Raw genomic sequence first — 22,956 nt, 5'->3', positions numbered from 1 at the left:
GCCGTGCGGTCACCTGGTCAGTTCACCGCCGATACCGACCCCGGCGGTCGTGCCGAGGGCGGTCGGCCCGTACGAGGCGCCCGCTGCGCCGCTCAGGGTCATCACGGTCCCGTCGCCCGCGTTCTCGCCTTCGGCACCGATCGCGATGCCCGCGACTCCGCTCCCGGTGAGGTCGGCGACGGTGACGGCGGAACCGAACCGGTCACCGGCCTCGGCCGCGCCCGGCACCGCGCCCGCTCCCTGCGTGTACGTGACCGCGCCCGGCACGCCTGCCCCGTCCGCGCCACCGCGCAGCAGGAACACGCGCCCCGCACCGGAGGCGTCCCCGGGCGCACCGGCGAGCACGTCGGCGTATCCGTCGCCGTCCGTGTCGCCCACGGCCACCGAAGCACCCAACTCGCCCCCGGCGTCCGCCCCTTCCAGCTCACCTCGCGACACGACGGCCGCACCGGTCGTCGTGAGTCCGTCCGCCGAGCCGTGGTAGGTGGCGATCTCGCCGCCGCCCACCGCGTCGGGCCGCCCCACGGCCAGGTCGCTGAAGCCGTCGCCGCTCAGGTCGCCGGCGGCCAGGGACCGTCCGCCCGCTCCCGCGAGGACGGCGGGCTCGGCGGTGCGCAGTCCGCTCGACGAACCGCGCACCAGGACGAGGGGTCTGTCGCCCGCCGTCGTGGCGAACGTGATCGCCGCGTCGTCGAATCCGTCGTGGTCGAAGTCCCCGGTGGCCACGGAGGCGTCCCGCACCGGGCCTTCGGAGAGGGCGAGCGCGGAGGAGAAGGCCCGGTCGGTGCCGTCGACGGTCCAGGCGCGGCCGGCTCCGGGCGCGACGGCGAGGAGGTCGTCGCCGCCGTCGCCGTCGAAGTCGCCGGTGGCGAGCGCTGCCCCGAAGCGGGCCCCGCTCGTCCGTACCGCCGTCGGCTCGTTGATCATCCCGGCCTGGCCGGTGAGGCCGTTCGCGGTGCCGCGCAGGATGCTGACGCCGCCCTCGTCGCTCGCGCCCGCGGTGACCTCCTCGCCCGGCGAGGCCACGGCGAGATCCTCGTACCCGTCGTGGTCGAAGTCGCCGTACGCGGTGGCGGAACCGAACCCGTCGCCGTCCTCGGAGCCGCCGGGCACGCCCTCGCTCTCCTGCGTCAGCACGGCCTTGTTGCCGGCGTACGGGGTGGTGCGGGCCCCCGGCAGCATGGTCACCTGACCTGCGCCGGGGTGGCTGTTGGCGGTGGCGCGGGGCACACCGGCGGCCAGGTCGGCACGTCCGTCACCGTTCGTGTCGCCGTGCACGGACAGGGAGTTGAGGGCCGCGGCCGCCGTGCGGATGGCGGGCAGATCGCCGTACAGGTTGGTGCCGGGGCACTCGGTCGGATAGCCGTCGCGGTGACCGGAGATCCGGTTCATCGTCACCAGCTGGCCCTGCGTGAACTTGCCGTTGTCCGCGCCCGCCGCCATCACGAGCGAGCCGGACGGGTTGACGCCGTACAGCCCCAGTTTCCAGGCGGCGAGCCGGGCGATCGCGTCCCGCACGGTGGCCGTGGACGTCGCCGTGTTGTAGTCGCCGAGCACGGCGACGCCGGTGGTGTCGGTGTTGAAGCCGTAGGTGTGCGCGCCGTAGACGGGCTTGTCGACGCCGCCCGCCCGGCCCTCGAAGAGCGTGCCGCACTTGTCGACGAGGAAGTTGTAGCCGATGTCGTTCCAGCCGTTGGACTTCACGTGGTACGTGAGGATGCCCCGGATGATCGAGGCGGACTCGGCGCACGTGTAGTCGTTCGTTCCCGCCGTGTGGTGCACGAACACGGCCTTCGTGTCGGTCGTGTACGTCGGCGGGTCCGCGACCAGCGACTCGTCGGCACCCCATCCGGCGCGGGTGGTGATCGGGGGCTGCCCGGCGACGGACGCGGTCGGCTCGGGCGCTCGCGCCGCGGCCGGTGCCCCGCCGTCGGGGTCGACGAGTTCGACGCGCAGGCCGGCGGGCAGCCGGGAGCCGGCGGCCTTGACCTGGACGCCGTCGGCGGGACCGACCCACAGCGGCTGAGTGCCGCCGCGCACGCCCTCGGCGGAGTGGTCCGGCCCGGACTCCGGTGCGTGGACGTCGAGTTCGAGGGTCCGCCAGCCACTCCAGGCGCCGGTCGCGCTGGCGCGGGTACGGACCTGGACGGTGCCGTCGAGCGTGGCGTCCGGGTCGGACCAGGTGACGCCGACCATGCGGAACGGCCGCGTGGCGCGGGCGCCGAGGGCGCGCCGGTCCGGGTCGGTGCCGCCCGGTACGGGCACGGTGTGCACGACGCCGGTCGGCCGGGTCGTCGCGGTGTCCGCGAAGGAGACCGTGGGGTCGGGCCGGGACACGGCGACGCAGCTGAGGACGACGGCGGCGGCGAGCGCCGTGCGGACCGCCTGCCGGCGGATCGGGTGCTCGGTCATCGGGCCGCCTCCTGCTCGCTCGCGGCGGTGGCGTCCGTCGGTTCGGGTGCGGCGAGTTCCCCCTGGCAGGTGGCCCGGCCGTACGTGCCGAACGCCGTCGCGGTCTGCACGTGCTTGCCGCGTACGGCCAGTTGGCAGCTGGCCCGGCCGCCCTCGCCGTCCAGCGCGACGGTCACCACGGGAGACTTGCCCAGGGGCACCCGCACGGTCTTCTTCCACGGCAGCGAGGCACCGCGCACCGTCACGGCCTTTCCGGACTCGCTGCGCGCCTGGTACGTCAGGTCGACCCTGCCCTTCCCCGACACCTCGTACGTCACCGAAGCGGTGGGCACGTGCCGCTTCGGGGCCTCGTCCTCGGTGTGGAGCACTCCGTACAGGACGAGACCGGTGCAGGCGGCGAGCAGTACGGCGCCGACGGCGATCCCGCGCCGGTCGACGCTCGTGTCCTGCTGCGTGGCCCGGTCGTCCTCCGACAGGTCCACGGGCTCGGGTTCTGGCATGGAAAGGCCTGACTTTCGTGAGATGCGCGCAGCGCGGGAGATGGAAATTCAGGGGTTATACCGCATTCCTTGGAGCCCTTTCCAGCGGCCGGATATAAGGGGCAAACAGGCGAGCAGGACATGTGGCCGAAAAGCATCGGCGCATGACCTTTGCGGGGCCGAGAACGACAGATCTCGCCTGGTCAGGAGCGAACTACACCTTTTGAGCGACCTGTTGACACCGGCCTCTTCCACTGATTAGAAATCCCGCCGCATTGAGTAGGCACGCAGCCGTCCGGGATCAGCCCGGACGGTTTATTCGGCGTGCCGAAAAAAGAAGGGCATCAGGACGTGAAAGTCCGATACGGGAGACTTGTCTCCTGCCTTGTCGTCTCAGCGGTGGTGAGCACCTCGCTGCCGCAGTTGGCGTACGCCGCGTCCGCCTCCGGCGGGAGCGACGACGACAAGGGGGTCGTCGACACCGTCAAGGGATGGTTCAGCGACGACGACGATGACAGTGACGCCGAGCCGCCCACCGGCGGCGAGCTGGAGATACCCAGCCGCGAGAAGCTGCCGAAGGGCCGGACCAAGGCGCCGGCGAAGCGGGTGCGGGAGCTGACCTCGCGCCGCACCGAGCACGCCAGGTTCTGGGAGCTGTCCGACGGGCGGATCCAGGCCGAGGTGTCGGCGGTGCCGACCGCGTACGGGGTCGGCACGGGCAAGAAGAAGACCTGGAAGTCGATCGACACGGACGTCGAGCCGACCGACGCCAAGGGCTTCGACTACGCCAACACGTCGAACTCCGGCTGGAGTTGGTTCAGCGACGACGCCGACCGCCTGCTGAAGTTCCAGGCGGGTGCGGACGGCCCGGCGGTCACCCTCGGCCTGGAGGGGGCGGCCGCGCAGGACGCCGACCCCGAGGCCAAGGGCTCCTCGGTCACGTACAAGGACGTGGCCGCGGGCGGCGCCGACCTCCAGTACGAGGTCGGCCCCGGCCGGGTCAAGGAGAACATCGTCCTGGCGAAGGCCCCCGAGGGCCCGGTCTCGTACACCTTCACCCTGAACACCGGCGGCCTGACCCCGAAGGCGCGCAAGGACGGTTCGATCGCGCTGTACGGCGAGCTGCCGCACACGCCGGTCATGACCATCCCGGCCGCGTTCATGACGGACACGCGCAAGGACGCCGACTCCCCGTACGGGCTCGCGTACAGCCCGAAGGTGCGGCAGAAGCTGGTCCGTGACGGCAAGCGGTGGAAGATCGTCGTCACGCCGGACACCACGTGGCTGGCGTCCGCGAAGCGCCAGTACCCCGTGACGATCGACCCGACGATCACGATCACGCCGTCCGCGACCCAGTCGCAGGACACGATGGTCCTCTCCGACCAGCCGTCGGCGAACTTCAACAACACCTGGAAGCTGTCGGCCGGAAAGACCGACACGGGCATCTCGCGCTCGCTGATCAAGTTCCCGCTGAACGAGATCCCGTCGGGCACGAAGATCGACACGGCGCGTCTGGAGATGTACTACGACCAGACGCACACCACCAACGCCAACGACGTCACCATGGAGGCCCACCGGGCGACCGGCGCCTGGGACGAGTCGACGGCGACCTGGTCCAACACCTCCGCCCTGTCGGGGGAGTTGTCGGGTACGACGTACCAGATCGACGACGGTGACGCGGGCACGGCCGCGGTCGGCGAGTGGCCCCGGTCCACGACGACCGGCGGCGCGGCCACCAACGACGACTTCGCGTACAACAAGAACACCGCGACCGGCGAGACGTACACCTACCAGCCGACGATCCCGGAGACGGCCTCGTACCGGGTCGAGGCGCACTACCCGCCCGCGTCCGACGCGGCGACCGCGGCCCCGTACACGATCAACCACCGTGACGGCACGGCCACCGCGACGGTCAACCAGACCGGCACCGCCGCCTCGTGGAAGGCCCTGAGCAGCACCCAGTACTACTTCAGCCGCGGCAACACCGGCAAGGTGGTCCTGGGCGACACGGGCTCCTCCACGACCCGCAACATCGCCGACTCGATCCGCCTGGTGAACCCGGCGCAGATCGTCAAGAACACCGGCGAGTACAACGCCTGGCACAAGTTCCCGGTGACCGACACCGTCCAGAAGTGGGTCTCCGGCACGGCCACCAACTACGGCTTCGTGCTCCAGGCCAAGGACGACACGGTCGCCTCGACGCTGACCGGCGGTCCGCGCTACGAGGCCGGTGACGGAACCTCGTACGGCGGTGAGGAGTCCAGCTACCCGCGCCTGACCGTCACGTACGGCAAGGTCGGTTCGGCGCTCGACTCCCCCACGGTCGTGCACGACACGGGCCCCGAGCTGTCCTGGTCGGCGTACTCCAACAAGACCGGCGACACGGGTCTCGACATCGTGGAGTACCAGCTGCACCGCTCCACGCAGCAGACGTTCACGCCGAGCGCCGCGACCCTCGTGGCCCCGGTCGACAAGGCCACGACCGCCTACACCGACACCACCGCGAAGCCGACGCCGGACTCCTCGTCCGCCGAGATCGGCCGCTCGTACTACTACCAGATCGCGGTGAAGACCAAGGACGGCTCGGTCATCGGGTCCCCGACCCGCGTGGTGGGCGTACCCAAGGCCGGCCGCACGATGAAGATCGTCCAGGGCACGGCCGGTGGCGTCACCGACACCACCCTCTCCTCCCAGCAGCCCACCACCAACCAGGACGCGATCCAGTCCTTCGGGGTGGGGCAGAAGTGGCTGAGCGTCGGCAACAACTCGACGACGTACGGCAAGACGCGTACGACCCTGAAGTTCCCGACGTCGACGATCCCTGCGACAGCCACGGTCCTCGACTCCAAGCTCTACATGTGGGGCGCGGAGACCACGACCGGCACCGACGGCGCGATCTACGAACTCCACGGCCTGAACAAGGACTTCGCGGAAACCACGGCCACCTGGAACAGCTCCGCGTCCGGCACCGCGTGGACGACCGCGGGCGGTGACTACGGCGCCACCGTCTCCGACACCGTCGCCCAGGTCTCCGAGGTCGGCCGCCACTGGTGGGACGCCACGTCGATGACGCAGGGCTGGATCAAGACCCCGTCCTCCAACCACGGCGCCCTGATCAAGCTCAAGGACGAGACGACCACGGGCCCGCAGGAGCGCACCCTCTTCCTCTCCTCCGAGGGCGAGGACCAGCAGCTCGGCCCGATGCTGCGCGTCATCTACGTCGACTCCACCACGGAGAACACGTACTACGCGCCGCAGACCCCGGCCCGGATGACCCCCAACTCCACGTACACGGTGGACATGACGGTCACCAACACCACGAACGCGGCCTGGGCGGCCGGTGAGCGCGTGCTGTCGTACACGTGGAAGCTGCCCGACGGCACGGACATGACGACCGGCGGCAACCAGGTCAAGACGGCGATCCCGGCGCTGCTGCCCGGCCAGTCGACGACGATCCAGGCCAAGGTCAACACCCCGATCAACTCGGACTCCGGCAGCCACCGCACCGAGTACGTGCTCGGCTGGGACGTCCAGAAGGTCTCCGACAGCACCTGGCTGTCGGCGGGCACCGGCGGCATCCCGTCGCTGAAGCAGGACGTGGCGGTGGAGGACCCGACCTCCAACACGCTGGGTCTGGAGAAGTTCTACTCGTACACGGGCAAGAACACGGGCGCCGGTTCGACGGTGATGACGAACCTGGCCTCCGGCAACGCGGTGTGGTCCTACAACGCGTTCAACAACCCGGGCCGCGGTCTGAACACCTTCGCCCGCTTCTCCTACAACTCGCTCGACACCTCGGACACGGTCTCGGGTCCGGGCTGGTCGGCGCAGCTCGCGGGGCCGATCCGGCTCGGCGCGCCGGTCGACTTCCACCCGAACCCCAACTCCAACGCGACCGAGATCCGGCTGCCCGACGGTGACGGCACCACCCACGTCTTCCGCAAGCAGCCGGACGGCACGTGGAAGGCGCCCGCGGGCGTCCACTACAAGGTCACGATGAAGTCGGGCCTGGACTGCACCCCGGACAAGGACCCGGTCCCGGACGCCTGGACGTTCACGCGCCCCGACGGCACGCGCTTCCTCTTCGGCTGCGACGGCTACATGACGTCGGCGATCGACAAGAACGGCAACACGCAGACGTTCACGTACGAGGAGCGCAAGTCCAACAACAAGCCGACGAAGTTCCTGAAGTACGTCACCGACCCGGCGGGCCGGCAGTCGCTCACGGTCACGTACTTCGGCAAGTCCGACGCGACCAGCGTCAAGAGCGTCGACCACGTCAAGTCGATGACGGACATCTCGGGCCGCACGGTCACCTTCGGGTACTCGACCGAGGGCCTGCTGACGAAGCTGACCGACGGCGCCGGCTCCGGCAAGGAGAAGGTGTTCACCTTCACCTACGACGCCACGCAGGGGAACAAGAACGTCAAGCTCGTCGACGTCCAGGACCCGCGGCAGCACAGCACGAAGCTGGCGTACTACGCGCCGCAGACCGGTGACGACCCGAAGTACCACTGGTGGGCGAAGACCCTCACGGACCGTCTCGGCGGTGACACCGGCTTCACGTACGCGGCCAACACCGCGAACACCAAGTTCGTGGACACCTCGGTGAAGGACGCCGAGGCGCACACCACGAAGTACACGACGGACGACTACGGCCGCCCGGTCCAGACGGTCAACGCCAAGTCCCAGACGTCGAAGATGAGTTGGGACGCCGACAACAACGTCACGTACCTGGAGGAGGCGAACGGCGCCAAGACCGCGTACTGCTACGACCAGAAGACGGGCTACCCGCTGTGGTCGCGCGACGCCGAGCACAACAAGTCCGGGGTCCCGGACCAGTCGGCGTGCGCCCCGGGCTCGTACCCGGCGGACTCGCAGCAGTACGCGTACCAGACGCGGCTGGACGGATTCAGCGCCGACCTGTTCACGAAGACGTCCCCCGAGGGCCGCAAGTGGCAGTTCGGGTACGACTCGTTCGGCAACCTGAAGACGGTCACGGACCCGAAGGGTGTCGCGACGACGACGGCGGGTGACTACACGACGTCGTACGAGTACGACGGCTACGGCCAGCTGACCAAGGCCACCGACGCCAACCAGCGTGCCACCACGTACAGCGGATTCGACGCGACCGGCCTGCCCGACACCGTCACCGACGCGCTGAACAAGGCGACCACGTTCGTCTACGACGTCCGCGGTCAGGTGAAGTCGGTCACCGACGCGCTGGGCAAGAAGTCCACGCAGAACTACGACGTCTACGGGCGTCCGACGGACGCCACGGTGCCCAAGGACCAGGACAGCGGTGATCTGATCACCACGCCGGCCCCGGACTACGACGCCAACGACAACATCACCAGGTCGACGGCGCCGAACGGCGCGGTCTCCACGGCGTCGTACGACAACACCGACCAGATCCTCTCCGCCACGGCTCCCGCCAACAACAACACGGCGGCGCGCGCCACGTCGTACACGTACGACAAGGTCGGCAACCTGAAGTCGACGACCGAGCCCAAGGGCACGGCGACGGCGGCGGACACCACCGACTACGTCACCTCCAACACCTACGACGCCATCGACGAGTTGACCGATGTCGTGAACTCGCAGGGTGACAAGGTCTCTTACGTCTACGACAACGTCGGCAACGTCACCACGGTCATCGACCCGAAGAAGAACGCGACCGCCGACACGAGCGACTTCACGACGAAGACGGACTACGACCTGAACCACCGTCCGGTGAAGGTCACGGACGCGGCGGGCAAGTACACGCAGCAGTCCTACGACAAGGACGGGCTGACGGTCACGACCACAGACAAGGAGAACAACACCACCACCGTCACCTACGACGAGCGCGGCATGCAGACCGAGGTCAAGGCGCCCTACAACGGCACCACGACCCGCTCGACGAAGTACGAGTACGACCAGGTCGGCAACGTCACCAAGACGATCACGCCGCGTGGCACGGCCACCTCCAGCACGGAGGACTTCGCCTCGCGCACGACGTACGACGAGCTGAACCGTGTGAAGAGGCAGTACCAGCCCTACGATCCGGCGGACGCCCGCTACAACAAGGCGGACGTCTACACGGAGACGTCCTACGATGCGGTGGGCCGGGTGTCGAAGACCTCGCTGCCGCCGTCGGACGGAGAGACGGTCCGTAACGACACGACCTACCAGTACTACGACAACGGCTGGACGAAGAAGTCGACGGACCCGTGGTCGATCGACACCACGTACGAGTACGACAACCTGGGCGCGCAGACCAAGCGGACCATCTCGGCCGCGGACGGCTCGTCCAACCGCACCATGACGTGGTCGTACTACGCGGACGGCGCGCTCAAGTCCAAGGCGGACGACGGGGTCCCGGTCGGCCAGTCGGTCGTCCTGACCGACAACTCCGACACGCAGAACACCTCCGCCACCGGCACCTGGACCAAGGGGGACATCGCCGGGCAGCAGGGCTACAACCACCAGGTCCACGCCGCGGGTACGGGCACCGAAAGCTTCACGTGGACGCTGAACATCCCCAAGGACGGCAGCTACACCGCGTACGTGAAGTACCCGAAGGTGACCGGTGCCACCACCGGCGCGAAGTACACGCTCAGCCACGGCACCACCACCGAGCCGGCCGTCACCAAGGACCAGACGGCGGGCACGGGCACCTGGGTCAGCCTGGGCAGCTACACCCTCAAGCAGGGTGAGGACACCAAGCTCAAGCTGGACCAGTCGAGCACGGGCAGCACGGTGGCCGATGGGGTCAAGCTGGTGCGCTCGACGTCCGGCGACACGGACGCCGAGAAGAAGAACTTCTCCTACGCCTACGACCTCAACGGCAATCTGACGTCCATCGACGACACCTCGTCCGGGACCAAGGTCGACGCCTACACGGTCACGTACACCGGCCTCAACCAGGTCCAGAAGGTCGTCGAGGCGCTCGCGGGCCAGGAGAAGAAGTCCACGTCGTACACCTACGACGCCAATGGGCAGGTGGAGACGGTCACGCACCCCGACCAGTTCTCCAAGTACACGTACGACCTCCGGGAGTTGGTCAAGACCGTCTCGGTCGGTAAGACGTCCGCGGACGCCGCGCCGAAGGTCACGTCGTACACGTACACCGACCGCGGCCAGAAGCTGCGGGAGACCAAGGGCAACGGCAACACCGTCGACTACGCCTACTACGCCGACACGGCGCTCAAGACGTCGACGGAGAACAAGCCGAACGGCACGCTCGTCACCTCGCACACCTACGCCTACGACCCCAACGGGAACAAGGCGCAGGACGTCGCGAAGAAGATGAACGCCGACAACCACGCGGCGACCCTGTCGTCGACCACCGACTACACCTACGACCCCGTCGACCGCCTGGCGAAGAGCGTCAAGACAGGCAACGGCGCGGGCACCGAGACGTACGTCCACGACGACAACGCCAATGTCGTCAGCCAGACCGTCAAGGGGACCGCCACCACCTACAACTACGACCGCAACCGGCTCCTGTCCGCCACCACCAGCGGCGTGACGGCCAACTACACCTACGACCCGTTCGGCCGTCTGGAGTCCACGACCAGCGGCGGCAAGGTCATCCAGCGCAGCGTGTACGACGGCTTCGACCACGTCGTGGAGTCCCAGAAGATGGACGACACGGGCGCGCTGCAGTCGACGAAGTACGCGTTCGACCCGCTCGACCGCACCACGTCGAAGACGTCCGCCGGCAAGACGACGGACTTCGACTACCTGGGTCTGTCGGACCAGGTGCTGGACGAGAAGGTCGGCGGCGAGTTGACCAAGTCGTACCAGTACAGCCCCTGGGGCGAGCGCCTGTCGCAGGTGAAGCAGAACACGGACGGCACCAGCGAGGACGGCTACTACGGCTACAACAGCCACACCGACGTCGAGGCGCTGACCGACAAGAACGGCGACACCAAGGCCACCTACGGCTACACCGCCTACGGCAGCGACGACGACTCCGAGTTCACCGGAATCGACAAGCCCGACGCCACTGACCCCACGAAGGAGGAGTACAACCCCTACCGCTTCAACTCCAAGCGCTGGGACGCGCAGTCCGGCACCTACGACATGGGCTTCCGCGACTACGACCCCGGCCTGAACCGCTTCACCTCCCGGGACATGTACAACGGCGCCCTCGCCGACATGAACCTCGGCACCGACCCGTACACGAACAACCGCTACGCCTTCACGGGCGGCAACCCGACGAGCCGGGTCGAGTTCGACGGGCACATGATCTGCTCCGAGCCGGGAGTGTGCGGCAGCGACGCCTTCCTGAACAACTACTACGACGACAAGGAGGCCGCCGAGAACTTCACGCTGCCCGGCGACGGCGAGTTCTACGAGAACGACACACCGCTCAAGGCGCCGAAGCAGGACAAGGAGGACGATCGTCCCTCCGACAGCGCGAACTGGTTCACGCAGTGGCTGAACCAGGACTACGACCTTTCCCTGTGGTCGTACATGAAGGCCCAGAACCAGGGGCTGCGGCACGTCATGGGCTACAACCACGCGGCCGACCTCCTGGACCACTGGCTCGGTGCCTCCGGCGACGCCTACGAGGTCGACCCGAAGACGATGCTGGGCGACATGCCGTCGTTCCAGAAGCTGGTGGACGACCGTGTCGCCGAGGCCAAGGCGTCCGGCGGAGACTACGACTCCCGCTGGGTCAAGGGCACGAGCGTCTCCGACTTCATGGAGGCCGGCGACAAGGGCAAGGGGGTCATGGACTGGTACTACGCGCTGAACGGGTTCCAGTGGCGCGTGACGACCAGCAACAACAACAAGACGGTCACCGTGGAGGTCTTCAAGCGGTACAACTTCGGCAATCCGGCCGGAGGCAAACCCCGCGGGAACGTCGGGTACCTTCACGAGGTCAATCAGAACGACCTGGCCCGCCTGAACACCGACGGCTACGCCACGGACTACAACGTCTGGGGCTCCTACACCTATTCGACAGGAGGGTGAGATGTCCCGCCACGTTCGTCGACGTGCTGTGTCCGGGGTGGTGCTGGCTCTGCTGTCGGTGCTGACCGTGACCGCGTGCGGCAGTGAGAAGGCCGGAGCCGGACAGTCCGGACAGGCTGGACAGAGCGAGCGGGCCGAGCGGTTTCCGCATGCCTTCCCGGGCTCACCGACGACGGATGTGAGCGCGGAGCAGGCCTTCCGTGACCATCAGGTCGCGGTGCCCGGGTCCGCGAGGGTCATCGGGTACTACGCGTGGTCCGAGGACGACGAGTACCCGATGGCGGCGGAGCTGCGGTTGCCGTGTTCCGCGGTGGCCGGGGTCGTCTCGGGGAGCAAGCTGGTGAAGGCGTCGTCCCGGGACGGCGAGATCGCCGCGGTCCAGGTCTTCGCCCGGTCCCATGGCTGGTCCGACGACACCGAGGACCAGCGGTATCTGCGGATCGGAGGCCCGGACGACGTGCTGGGTGCCCTGGTCCACGCGACCGGCACGGAGTGCACGATGTATCTGAACAGCTGAGGTCCGCACGCCTCCCGCCGTCCCGGCTCTGCCGGGGCGGCGGGAGCGGCATGTCGTGGTCGCGCCGGACGACCCGGGCGACCACGAGGGCCCGCGGCTGTCAGTTCCGGCGAGTGGCTTCTGTTCGTCCGGCCCGCCAGGTGGGCCGCGGGGCCGAGGGATTCTCGTCGTGAGTATCTACCTGCACTTCCGTGCCGTGGCCGAGTCCGAGATCCAGGACGATCACACTGGCTCGCCGCGTTCATGGCTGATGCCCGGGAGGACCACGTCGATGAGTACGCGGCCGGCATCACCTGCTCGATCAACAAGGACCGGGACTCCACCACAAGACCTCCAAGGGTCCTCCGGGCAGGCGGCTTCGGCAGGCCACGCCGTGGTCAAAGCGGTATGGGCAGAGGCGTTCCTCCGGAAATGTGTCGAGGGTCGCGGGCGCGTCTGCGGCCGAGGTATAACTTGGCCGCCGCGCCCCGGACGCCCTGGTCGGGGGCGCCCCCACCCCGATTGCAGGAGCGATACATGGGTCTCTGGGGATCTCTGCTCGTTGTGAAGTCCGACGACCGGGTGAGTACGCAACTGCCCGATGTCACGGAGTCGCACGAGTCCGTCTTTCTGGAAGTCGACGGGGGATGGCGGGTGTGGGCCGTCGACCGGGAGGACCCGATCTCCGAGGACGAACTGTCCGTGATCGTCGAACGATCCAAGGCACCCGCCCTGTGTGCCTATGTGATGGACAGTGACTGCGCGGTGATCGAAGCCCTCGGCATCCGGACCGGATTCTGGCGGGCGTGCTTGGGAAGGGAATCGATGACCGCCTATATGGCCGAGAGCGGCGAGAGCGTCGAGGAATGGTTCCCGTCGGCCGACGAGTCCGTGCGCGCGGCGTCGGACTGGGCGAGGGACGCGGGTTCCGAGCCGTCCGGGAACCGTCTGGCAGAGGCTCTCGCCGCGGTGCCCGATCCGTTCGTGGAACCGGTCTTCATCGCGATGCTGGAGGGCATGGGGATCCGCTCCGTCTCCGCCGACGACTGAGAGGGCGTGCCGCGGTAGCGGCGCCGTGCGGGCACCGCTTCCGCGACAGGTCCGGGGACAGAGATCACTCAGTGACGTACGGCACATCTGTGCAACCAGTGACGTTATTCAACGGTCCTTCGCTGTACAGAACATCTACCCGCGGTTCACGCGGGGTTTTTGTGAACTTCTTCAAGGGGTGGGGCATTTGAGCCCGCGACACTCGCGTGGCAAGGGGCAGGACGCGCCCGTTTCACACGCGTACAAGCCGCTGAGTCTCAAGCGGAGAGCATGGATCACGGTCGGCGCGGTGGTGCTGGGCGGCGCCGGCGTGACGGCGTACGCGATGGCCGCGGACCCGGTGGACACCACGCCTGGAGCGGAGCACCGCAAGGCGGCGATCCACACGCTGAGCATGGAGACGAAGAGCGACCGCAAGGTCGTGCCGCAGAAGTCGACGGACGTGTTCGACGCGGTGATGCTCACCTGGAAGGACCCGAAGGCGGAGATCGACGGCACCGCCCAGTTCCGTTCGCGTGACGCCGAGACCGGCAAGTGGAGCGGCTGGACGAGCCTGCCGAAGGACCAGAACGAGACGGACGGCGCCGAGCGCGAGCGCACCAAGATCCTGGGCGGCACCACCTCCGTGCCCACCCCGGACGACGCCGACGGGGTCGAGGTGCGCGTCGTCGCCGAGGACGGCACCGCGTCCGGCCTGCCCAGCGGGATGAACGTCAAGCTCCTCGACCCGGGTACCGGTCCCGCCGGCGTGGCCGCCGCAGAGCCCGCCGCCTACGGCGAGGACACGACCCCCGCGCCGTCGGGCAGCACCACGAGCACCGCGCCCGCCGCTGCCGCGAGCGAGCCGGCCGGCTCCACGACCACGTCGTCCGCGCCCGCCTCCTCGGCGCCGGCCTCCACCACCCCGCCCGCCGCGGCCTCCCCGTCGCCGTCCGAGACGGTGCCGGAGGCGCGCCCCTCGACGGTCGTCAAGCCGCACATCATCACGCAGTCGCAGTGGGGTGCGAGCACGCAGTACAACGGCACGCCGGAGTACGACGACACGATCAAGGCCGCCGTGATCCACCACACCGGCGTCGACATCGACAACACGTCGCCGTGCGCCAAGTCGGCCGAGCGGGTGCGCACGATCCAGCAGGAGCACATGGCCAAGGGCTGGTACGACATCGGCTACAACTTCCTCGTCGACCGCTGCGGCCAGATATTCGAGGGCCGCAGCGGCGGCATGGACCTGCCGGTGCACGGAGCCCACGACTACGGGTTCAACACGGACACCGTCGGCATCTCCTACCTGGGCAACTTCCAGTCGGCCAAGCCCACCAAGGCCGGCCAGGACGCGATCGCACGCGTCGTCGCGTGGAAGTTCGGCCAGTACGGCGTCAGCCCGGTCGGCAACGTGACGATGACCTCGAACGGCGACAAGGGCGTGTCCGACAACAAGTACGCGATGGGCGAGTCGGTCACCCTGCCCCGCGTCTTCGGCCACCGCGACACCGGCACGACGCTCTGCCCCGGCGACAACCTCTACGCCAAGCTGAGCCGCATCGCCACCGTCGCCGCGACCCCCGGCATCTCGCACGCCCTCGCCTCCCAGAACGTCGTCGGCGACGCCACCGCCGACATCGTCTCCGGTCTCCCGAAGGGCTCCAGCGGCGGCCAGGTCGCCCTCGTCCCGGGCAGCTCGGCGGGCCCGACCACGACCGGCAAGAAGCTCATCTCGCAGTCCAGCACCGGGGTTCCCGGCGCGGGCGAGAGCGGCGACGAGTTCGGCGCGTCCACGGCCACCGGTGACATCAACGGCGACGGCTACACCGACCTCGTCGTCGGCCAGCCCGGCGAGGACGACACGACCGGCCACAAGGACCGCGGTGCCTACACGATCCTGTACGGTCCGGCGTTCACCAGCGGCGTCGGTGTCAACCTCGACGGCAGCTACGACCTGGCCGGGGCGCGCTTCGGCTCCGCCGTGGCCGTCGGCGACTTCAACGCGGACGGCAAGGCCGACGTGTTCGCCGCGTCCACCGGCCTCGGCGGCACCTGGAGCGCCCGCTACGGCGACGACTGGGACAGCGACTCGATGATCACGAACACCGAGTCCAACCTGTCCTACGCCGACGCCACGTCCGGCGACTTCAACCGCGACGGCTACGCGGACGTCGCCCTCAACTACCGTGACGGCACCGGCGTCGGCCGCGTCATCTGGTACAAGGGCGGCGAGGGCGGCCTGCGCAAGGCCGCCACGCTCTCCGTCAAGGGCGGCCGCTCCATCGCCTCCGGCGACATCAACGGCGACGGCGTCGACGACATCGTCATCGGCCAGCCGTACACCGCGGAGTCCGGCGCGGCCGCCGGCGGCCAGGTCACCTACGTGAAGGGGTCCGTCGCGACGGCGACCACCACGGGCGGCCTGACCACCTCCGGCGCGATCTCCATCAACCAGGGCACCTCCGGTGTCCCGGGCGCCGCCGAGTCCGGCGACGCGATGGGCGCCTCGGTCGCCGTGGGCGACTACAACCTCGACGGGTACGCCGACGTCCTGACCGGCGCCCCGAACGAGGACATCACCCGCACCACGAACCGTTCCAACGCGGGGACGGCCCTGCTCCTGAAGGGCACCTCCGCGGGCCTGACCGGGACCGGCTCGATCGCCGTGTCGCAGGACACGACCGGCGTCCCCGGGTCCACGGAGACGAACGACAACGTCGGTTCGTCGGTGGCCCTCGCCGACCTCTCCGGGTACGGCCGCACCGACCTGGTGATCGGCGCGGCGGGCGAGGACGCGGGCAACGGCACGCTCCTGTACGTGGCGAGCAACTCCAGCGGTCTGGGCCTGTCGTCGTCCAAGTACGTGGGCCTCACCCAGCTCGGCACTCCGACGGGCGCCCGTCTCGGTACCAACCTGGCGCCGTAGAGCGGTAGTTCGACCGGGAGACCGGCAAGGGCCGCGGGGGCCGTCCAGTCCCCGCGGCCCTTTCGCGTGCCCGGACACCCGAGGACGGGCGCCCGATTTGCGCCGTCGCTTGCGCAGCGGCCCGCGCGTGGGTTACTCACTACACCCCACGGCCCGGACCCGACCGCAGGAGGGGGCGGCCGGGCCCGGGCCCGTGGGAGTGCGCGGACGGCCGCTACGCGTCCTGCGCGGACGGCTCGTAGGAGACGGCCACGGCGCGTCCGCCCGGCAGTCCGTCGGCGGTGAGCGCGAGGCGGACGACGGGGCAGTCCTGGGTCCGGTTGGTCAGGAGCGGATCGCAGACGTTGAGGGTGCCGCGGCTCTCGCCGGGGCAGGTGGCGCCCTCCGGGAGGTCGACCGCCAGGTGCAGGTCGTCGCCGCGCGTGAAGCGGTACGTGCCGTCGGCCGCGGGGTCGACGGGCTCGGAGTCGGGTCCCGTGACCACCCGCACCGCGAGACCCGCGGCACGCGCCCTGCGGCCCTGCCCGTGCGGCCCGTACACGTCGACGGCGGCGCGCAGCGCGCTCAGTTCCAGCGGCGTGGGCCCCGGGTCGAGGTGTGCGGAGACGGTGTAGCGCTCCGGCTCGTGGGCGCGCGGGTCGGGGCCGTAGTAGCCGTACGCGCCGATGTCGAGCCGCGGTGTGTGTCCGGGGCCCGGCTCCGTGCGGCCCGGGACGCCCGTGCCGCACCCGGACGGCACGGTGAGGCCCGACTGCCGGGCCCAGTAGGCCCGGTCGGTCCGCACAGGGTGCGGGGGCCGGGCCATCACGAGGGCCACGACCGCCGCGCACACCGCGATCGCGGCCCAGGCCCGCCACGACGGGCGGTTCACCGCGTACGTCACCCTCGGCCCCGCGCCCGCCGTGACACGACGGCCCGCAGCACCCGTCGTCCTTCCGTGGACACGTCGAGAGCGCGCCGCAGGCCACCCGCGCCGCCGCTCGCGAGCAGCTCCAACACCCGTGTCTGGCGCCGGAGTTCAGCCGCGACCAGGGGTGACATGCGGTCGGTGCGGCCCTCGCGGCGCGCGGCGACGCCGGACGCGCCGTCCTCGACCGTGTCGAGCATCCGGTGCACCTGGAGCGCGGCCACCGAGCAGGCGTCGGCCCAGCCGCGCCACTCCTCGGCGGCGGCGCGGTCGGGGGCGGCGCCCAGCATGCGGCGCACCAGCTCGGCCGCCTCGCCGTCCGCCGTGGCCCCTGCGAGGGTGCGGCGCGCGTCGGCGAGCCGCTCGGCCCACGCGGCACCGTCGTCGGCGAGGCTGGCCCACAGCGGGCGCAGCACGTCGTCGTCGGCGCCGAGCAGCGGGACGCACCGGTCGAGGCAGCCGAGCCCGCTCGCCGCGAGAACCCGTTCGTCGGCCTGCGCGATCAGTTCCACCAGGCTCATTGGACGTACGCCTCCCGGACCCGGACCCGACAATTCCCCTTGGGGACTCCGGGACTTACAGCGCCACGGCTGCCGGGAACGTCACAGGCGCCGGTGCGGCGGGCGTCACCGGGACGTCACGCCGAGCCGGTCCAGGAACCGGAAGAACAGCTCCTCCGCCGACGGCTGCGCCTCCGCCCCGAGCACGTCGAGGATCGGCTGCTCCGCCACCGTCAGCCCGCCTTCCGCGGCCCACGCGACGGCGTGCCCCGCCGCGTCGTCCGGCGGCAGGAAGTAGTCCTCCAGGGAGAGCTCGCCGCCGCCGATGTACTGGCCCATCGCGGCCCGGCCCAGACACGTCGTCCACGCCCCGCTCTGCGGCGCCGCCGCCTCGACGACGGCGCACCGGCTGTCCATCACGTACGCGAACAGCGCGGGCGCGCCGGTCTCCGCCGCCAGGGCGTTCATGCTCCCGACGTCCGGCGTCGGCTCACCGCCGCCGCCGGGGCACTCCCACACCTGCCAGTCGTCGGCCCGCTCCTCCAGGAGCGTCATCTCGTCCCTGACCCCGGCCAGGGATTCGAGCTCCTTCAGCGGACGCCCGCTTCTGGCCACCACGTAATAGCCCCAGTAGCCCATACCCGTGCCCCCGTCCCCGGTACTGCCTCGTACAGCTCTGTTCGATGCGGCTCGAGCCGAATACACCACAGGCATACGGGACTTCGCCACCCGAAACGCAAACTAGGCGGCCCTGGCATCCATCGTCGGACGGCCCAGGACCCGCAGGTTCTGCAACCGGGTCAGGGCCCGTACGAAGAGGATCGCGGCGACGGCGCTCACGATGTCCACGGCGTCGCTGAAGATCAGTGCGCCCGTCGCCGACTTGATCGCGTCGATGGACTCGGCGTCGTTGTAGCTTCTGTTCGCCGTCCAGCCCAGGAGCAGGTTGAGCAGCCACAGGAACCACCACCGGTCGATCGACCCGACCCGCGCCTCCTTGCGGGAGAAGTCGAGCCCGTCGGCGCTCGCCTGCCAGGTGTCGTGCGCGATCCGGCGCGGGAACCAGAGGCACACGACCGGCACGAAGAACCCGAAGATCGCCCAGGCTCGCGCCTTGCTCTGTCCGAACGGCGCGAGGGCGTGGGCGTTGTCCCGCACCCGCAGGAACCAGGCGATGAAGCCGATCGCCGCGGCGACCAGCGTCAGCATCTGGGCGCGCCCCGCGAGCGTGTACAGATCGTCGACCCGGTCCAGGTCGGACTCGCTGAACCCGGACCAGTCACCGGACGCCAGGTCCGACGCGAACCGGTACTCGGCGACACCCGCGGCCACCGACCCCAGATCGGCCACGATCACCAGGCACAGCAGCACGACGGCGGCGGTCGCGAACCCGTTCGGCGAGCGCAGCAGCGAGAACCGGGCCGTCGGATCGTACGGCGCCGACGGCAGCGGCGGCGGCAACGGCCGCTCCCCCTCGTCCTTCCGTGAACCGGGGGCGGCCTTCAGCGCCGCGAACGCCGCGTCGGCGCACGCCGCGCACAGCCCGTCCTCGACCAGCGCATGACTCTTCCCGCATTTTCTGCACAGCACGGCTGCGCACCCTCCCCAGGGAACGCCGCGAATGTTCCGGCCCCCCGGCCGCGCGGCCTGCGGAACATATGGCTCCACAGGCCCCGCTGTCCAGCCGAATTCGCAGGTCAGCCGCTCAACTTCGCCGCCAGATCGACGAACTGCGGCCAGCTCAGCTCCGGCTTCTCCGGATCCCACAGCTTCTGCACCGTCGCCCGCAGCGGCATCCGGATGCCCTGCGCGACCTGCGCCTGCGTCTGGGACTGCGCGAGATCGCACCAGACGGCGAAGGTCCCGCCGAGAATCTGGTCGTCGTACTTCGCGGGCACCGGCGTCGTCCCGCGCACGACGAGCGGCGTCCAGCTCTCGTAGATCCGCTGCCCGGTCGGGTAGACGAAGGTGTTCGGCTGGCCGAGGACGTAGTACAGGTACTCGTCGTTGTAGTTCGTCAGCCTGCGCCCGGCGCTCAGATACGAGACCGGCTCCCTCGCCCCGATCTCCTTGCCGGTCCAGTACGCGACCTCGATGTCCTTGTCCGCCTCGACGACACCCCCGGTGAAGAACCCGTCGTTCCAGGCCTTCAGCTTCCGGTCGTACGGGGCCATGGTCCTCGCCCGGTCGTTCAGCCACCCCTCGGCGAGGTCCTGCACGCGCGCGTTCGCCCCGTACTTCTGCCGCGCCGCGGCGGCGAGCTGCGGATAGGACGCCTCCGGGTTCGTCTTCATCAGCGCCCGGTACTCGTCGGCGCCCAGGTGCCAGTACGCGCCCTTGAACAGCTGCGCGTACTCCTTCAGGAGGTCGTCGACGATCCGCGCGGCCGCCGGCTCGGAGATGTCGACGGCGCCGCGCGCGGGCACCCCGCCCGCGTCGCGCAGCTGGAGGTCCGGGTGGGCCTTGATGACGGCGCCGAGGTGCCCCGGCGAGTCGATCTCCGGCACGACGGTGATGTGCCGCTCGGCGGCGAGCGAGAGGATCTCGCGGACCTGCGCCTTGGTGAGGTGGTCGGCGGAGACGATCTCGGGGTGCGAGTCGGACGCGATCCGGAAGGCCTGGTCGTCGGAGAAGTGCAGTCCGATCTGGTTGAACTTCAGGTCACCGATCTCCCGGATCCGGTCCTTGATCCAGCCGGCCGTGAAGTGCTTGCGGGCGATGTCGAGGTTGAACCCGCGCTGCGGCTTGGCCGGCTCGTCGTCGACGACCCCCTCGGGCGCGGTGGCGCCGCCGTGCACCTCCTGCTTGAGGGTGCGCGTCCCGTAGAAGACGCCGGTGTCGCTCGGCCCGACGATCCGCACCAGCCCGTCCCGCACGGTCATCCGGTACGACTCCGGGCCCGACCCGCGCGCCCCGCCCAGCGCCAGCTCCACGTCACCGGGTCCGGCGTCCCCGCTCTCCCCTTCATAGGTGAGCCCCAGCTCGTCGGCGACGAGCCGCCCCTCCTCGGCCAGCGTCTCGTCCCGTACGACGACCTTCCCCCCGTCCGGCTTCCAGCCGGGCCCGCGCGCCGGGGTGAAGTCGCGTACGGCGGGGATCGTGCGCGGGGGCGAGGACAGCGGGTAGGACCGGGTGGGCGACGGCGAGGACGAGCGGGACGCCCCGGACTTCCCGTCGGAGGGCGCCTGCCCCAAGGAGCCGCTGTCACCGTCGGGCCACAGCGCGGCCGTCAGTACGACGGCCCCGGCGGCGACCACCGCGGCCCCGCCCAACAGAACCTTCCGCTCCTTCTCCACAGGCACCTCGCTCCAGTTGCATCACGGACGGGACAGCCGTCGCCCCTCCAGAGGGCGCGGGGAACGGCGCGCGCGACCACGCCACGCCGGCACGCGTCCACACAACAGCACGCGGCACGCCGTGAGACCGCACCGTCCATCCGACGCCGCCAAACTCTCCCGTCCGGGTGAAATTCGCGCATCCGTCGGACACTCGCAATCACCCCTCGATAGCGTTACGGACAACACTCACCATCCCGCCCGCCGCCGGAGGCACCCCTGCGCGCGCCGCACCGCCCCCCTCACGTACCCGGCCGCCTGCCCATACCGGCGCAGGTCACACCGCACGGGCCGCACGGGGGCCTCACTCATCTCAACGCGCTGCCGCAGGCCACCGCCGAAGACCTGCTCCTCGACTGCTGCGGCAGCCGCGCGTGGGCGCACCGGATCGCCGCGCACCGCCCCTACCCGGACCTCGACGCGCTGCTCGCCGCGTCCGACGAGGCGGCGTACGACCTGGCGCCCGCCGACGTCGCCGAGGCCCTGGCCTGCGAAGATCTGCCGCTGCCTCCGGACGCCGCCGGGTACACGGCCGCGTACACCGCGCTCGCCGCGGCGCACGCGGCGTACGAGGACCGCTTCGGGCACCCCTTCGTGATCTGCCTCGACCACATCGCCCCCGGCGAGGCCCTCGACCACCTGCTGGCCGGTCTGCGCGACCGCCTCGGCAACGACAGGGAAGAGGAGCGGGTGCTCGCCGCGGAGGAACTGCGGCGACTCGCCCGGGGCCGGATTGCGCGGCTTGTCCGCAATCTCCCGATCGTCCGGTCCGAGAGCCCGGACACGGCACGGCAGCAAAGCGCCACCAATAGCCCGTACGTGCCTGTTTGATTGCCTGTTTGATCACACCGGAGGCCCCCGGGCAAGCGAGCCGACAACTCGTCGATACGATGACGAGCGGCCGGTGGACCGTACCCGGCTGGCCCGACCGACACCGCTGCATCCAAATGCCTGGCGGCGTGGCGGCGCGGCCCTAGTCCCCGCTCCCGGAGGGTTCTTCCGTGCCGGCTGGAACGCTGTACCGCGGCCGGGAAGGCATGTGGTCGTGGGTGGCTCATCGAGTCACCGGTGTCCTCATTTTCTTCTTCCTGTTCGTGCACGTCCTGGACACCGCTCTCGTCCGCGTCTCTCCCGAGGCGTACGACGATGTTGTCTCCACCTACAAGACGCCGATCGTCGCGCTGCTGGAGTACGGCCTCGTCGCCGCCATCCTCTTCCACGCGCTCAACGGTCTGCGTGTCATCGCCGTCGACTTCTGGTCGAAGGGCCCGCGCTACCAGAAGCAGATGCTCTGGACCGTCGTGGGCATCTGGGTCGTCCTGATGGTCGGGGCCCTGTACCCCGTCCTCGGCCACGCCGTCCGTGAACTCTTCGGGAGCTGAGGCCAGACATGTCTGACACCACCCTCACCAAGACGGACGGCACGTCCGGCGTCGGTCCCGTCGAGGGCGCCCCGCTCTACGACGTCGACAACCCGGCCCCGTACATCGAGGCGCCGCGCAAGCGCACCTCGAAGACCGGCAAGGGCAGCCGCGGCAACTTCGAGATGGCCGCGTGGCTCTTCATGCGCCTGTCCGGTGTCGTCCTGGTCGTTCTCGTCCTCGGCCACCTGCTGATCCAGCTCGTCCTCGACGGCGGCGTCTCCAAGATCGGCTTCGCGTTCGTCGCGGGCCGCTGGGCGTCCCCGTTCTGGCAGGGCTGGGACCTGCTGATGCTGTGGCTCGCGATGCTGCACGGCGCCAACGGCCTGCGCACGGTCATCAACGACTACGCAGAGCGCCCCCAGACCCGCCTGTGGCTGAAGGGCCTGCTGTACGCCGCGACGGTCTTCACCGTCCTGCTGGGCACGCTGGTGATCTTCACCTTCGACCCGAACATCCGTTAAAGCCGAGGCGAGCG

Annotated in this window: 14 protein-coding genes; 7 read left to right on the top strand and 7 right to left on the bottom strand. The window is 69.8% G+C overall.

Annotated elements, in window-relative coordinates:
- Positions 1–9: 9 nt before the first annotated feature.
- Both V2W30_RS24490 and V2W30_RS24485 read right to left on the bottom strand, forming a co-directional pair.
- Positions 10–2,412 (bottom strand): N-acetylmuramoyl-L-alanine amidase, encoded by a 2,403-nt coding sequence (locus tag V2W30_RS24490; RefSeq protein ID WP_338699771.1) that lies wholly within the window; start codon positions 2,410–2,412, stop codon positions 10–12.
- Positions 2,409–2,912 carry a hypothetical protein gene (locus V2W30_RS24485; RefSeq protein WP_338699770.1) on the bottom strand — a complete coding sequence of 168 codons (504 nt, stop codon included), beginning with the start codon at positions 2,910–2,912 and terminating at the stop codon, positions 2,409–2,411. The genes V2W30_RS24490 and V2W30_RS24485 overlap by 4 nt, the downstream gene beginning before the upstream one ends.
- 1,347 nt (positions 2,913–4,259) lie before the next feature.
- Between V2W30_RS24485 and V2W30_RS24480 the strand changes: the two genes are divergently transcribed.
- The 4 genes from V2W30_RS24480 (at position 4,260) to V2W30_RS24465 (ending at position 16,315) form a co-directional block, all read left to right on the top strand.
- Positions 4,260–11,858: a DNRLRE domain-containing protein gene (locus tag V2W30_RS24480; RefSeq protein ID WP_338703744.1), complete on the top strand. Its 7,599-nt coding sequence runs from the start codon at positions 4,260–4,262 to the stop codon at positions 11,856–11,858.
- Position 11,859: 1 nt separating this feature from the next.
- Entirely contained in the window at positions 11,860–12,375 is a 516-nt protein-coding gene (locus tag V2W30_RS24475) for a hypothetical protein (RefSeq protein ID WP_338699768.1), read from the top strand.
- Positions 12,376–12,891: 516 nt separating this feature from the next.
- Complete coding sequence (locus V2W30_RS24470) at positions 12,892–13,404, top strand: hypothetical protein (protein WP_338699766.1); 513 nt, start codon at positions 12,892–12,894, stop codon at positions 13,402–13,404.
- 178 nt (positions 13,405–13,582) lie between these two features.
- Positions 13,583–16,315 carry an FG-GAP-like repeat-containing protein gene (locus V2W30_RS24465; RefSeq protein WP_425244589.1) on the top strand — a complete coding sequence of 911 codons (2,733 nt, stop codon included), beginning with the start codon at positions 13,583–13,585 and terminating at the stop codon, positions 16,313–16,315.
- A 214-nt stretch (positions 16,316–16,529) separates the two neighbouring features.
- On the opposite strand, the gene V2W30_RS24460 is transcribed toward V2W30_RS24465, so the two are convergent.
- From V2W30_RS24460 to V2W30_RS24440, 5 genes are all read right to left on the bottom strand, one after another.
- Complete coding sequence (locus V2W30_RS24460; protein WP_338699762.1) at positions 16,530–17,186, bottom strand: hypothetical protein; 657 nt, start codon at positions 17,184–17,186, stop codon at positions 16,530–16,532.
- Positions 17,187–17,194: 8 nt separating this feature from the next.
- Entirely contained in the window at positions 17,195–17,743 is a 549-nt protein-coding gene (locus tag V2W30_RS24455; RefSeq protein WP_338699760.1) for a hypothetical protein, read from the bottom strand.
- A gap of 105 nt (positions 17,744–17,848) precedes the next feature.
- Positions 17,849–18,361 carry a hypothetical protein gene (locus V2W30_RS24450; protein WP_338699758.1) on the bottom strand — a complete coding sequence of 171 codons (513 nt, stop codon included), beginning with the start codon at positions 18,359–18,361 and terminating at the stop codon, positions 17,849–17,851.
- A 102-nt stretch (positions 18,362–18,463) separates the two neighbouring features.
- Positions 18,464–19,312: a DUF4328 domain-containing protein gene (locus V2W30_RS24445; RefSeq protein ID WP_338699756.1), complete on the bottom strand. Its 849-nt coding sequence runs from the start codon at positions 19,310–19,312 to the stop codon at positions 18,464–18,466.
- A gap of 107 nt (positions 19,313–19,419) precedes the next feature.
- A complete protein-coding gene (locus V2W30_RS24440) occupies positions 19,420–21,024 on the bottom strand; it encodes a glycoside hydrolase family 20 protein (RefSeq protein WP_338699755.1) in 1,605 nt (534 codons plus the stop codon).
- Positions 21,025–21,276: 252 nt separating this feature from the next.
- On the opposite strand from V2W30_RS24440, the gene V2W30_RS24435 reads away from it, so the two are divergent.
- The 3 genes from V2W30_RS24435 (at position 21,277) to V2W30_RS24425 (ending at position 22,942) form a co-directional block, all read left to right on the top strand.
- Positions 21,277–21,888 carry a 2-oxo-4-hydroxy-4-carboxy-5-ureidoimidazoline decarboxylase gene (locus V2W30_RS24435; RefSeq protein ID WP_425244698.1) on the top strand — a complete coding sequence of 204 codons (612 nt, stop codon included), beginning with the start codon at positions 21,277–21,279 and terminating at the stop codon, positions 21,886–21,888.
- Between the two features lie 170 nt (positions 21,889–22,058).
- Positions 22,059–22,439: a succinate dehydrogenase, cytochrome b556 subunit gene (gene sdhC, locus V2W30_RS24430; RefSeq protein ID WP_111663982.1), complete on the top strand. Its 381-nt coding sequence runs from the start codon at positions 22,059–22,061 to the stop codon at positions 22,437–22,439.
- 8 nt (positions 22,440–22,447) lie between these two features.
- Positions 22,448–22,942: a succinate dehydrogenase hydrophobic membrane anchor subunit gene (locus tag V2W30_RS24425; protein ID WP_338699752.1), complete on the top strand. Its 495-nt coding sequence runs from the start codon at positions 22,448–22,450 to the stop codon at positions 22,940–22,942.
- Positions 22,943–22,956: the final 14 nt, after the last annotated feature.

Origin of the sequence: Streptomyces sp. Q6 (assembly GCF_036967205.1) — a bacterium.
Lineage (GTDB): Bacteria > Actinomycetota > Actinomycetes > Streptomycetales > Streptomycetaceae > Streptomyces > Streptomyces citrinus.
This window is presented reverse-complemented; position numbering and strand designations above follow the sequence as displayed.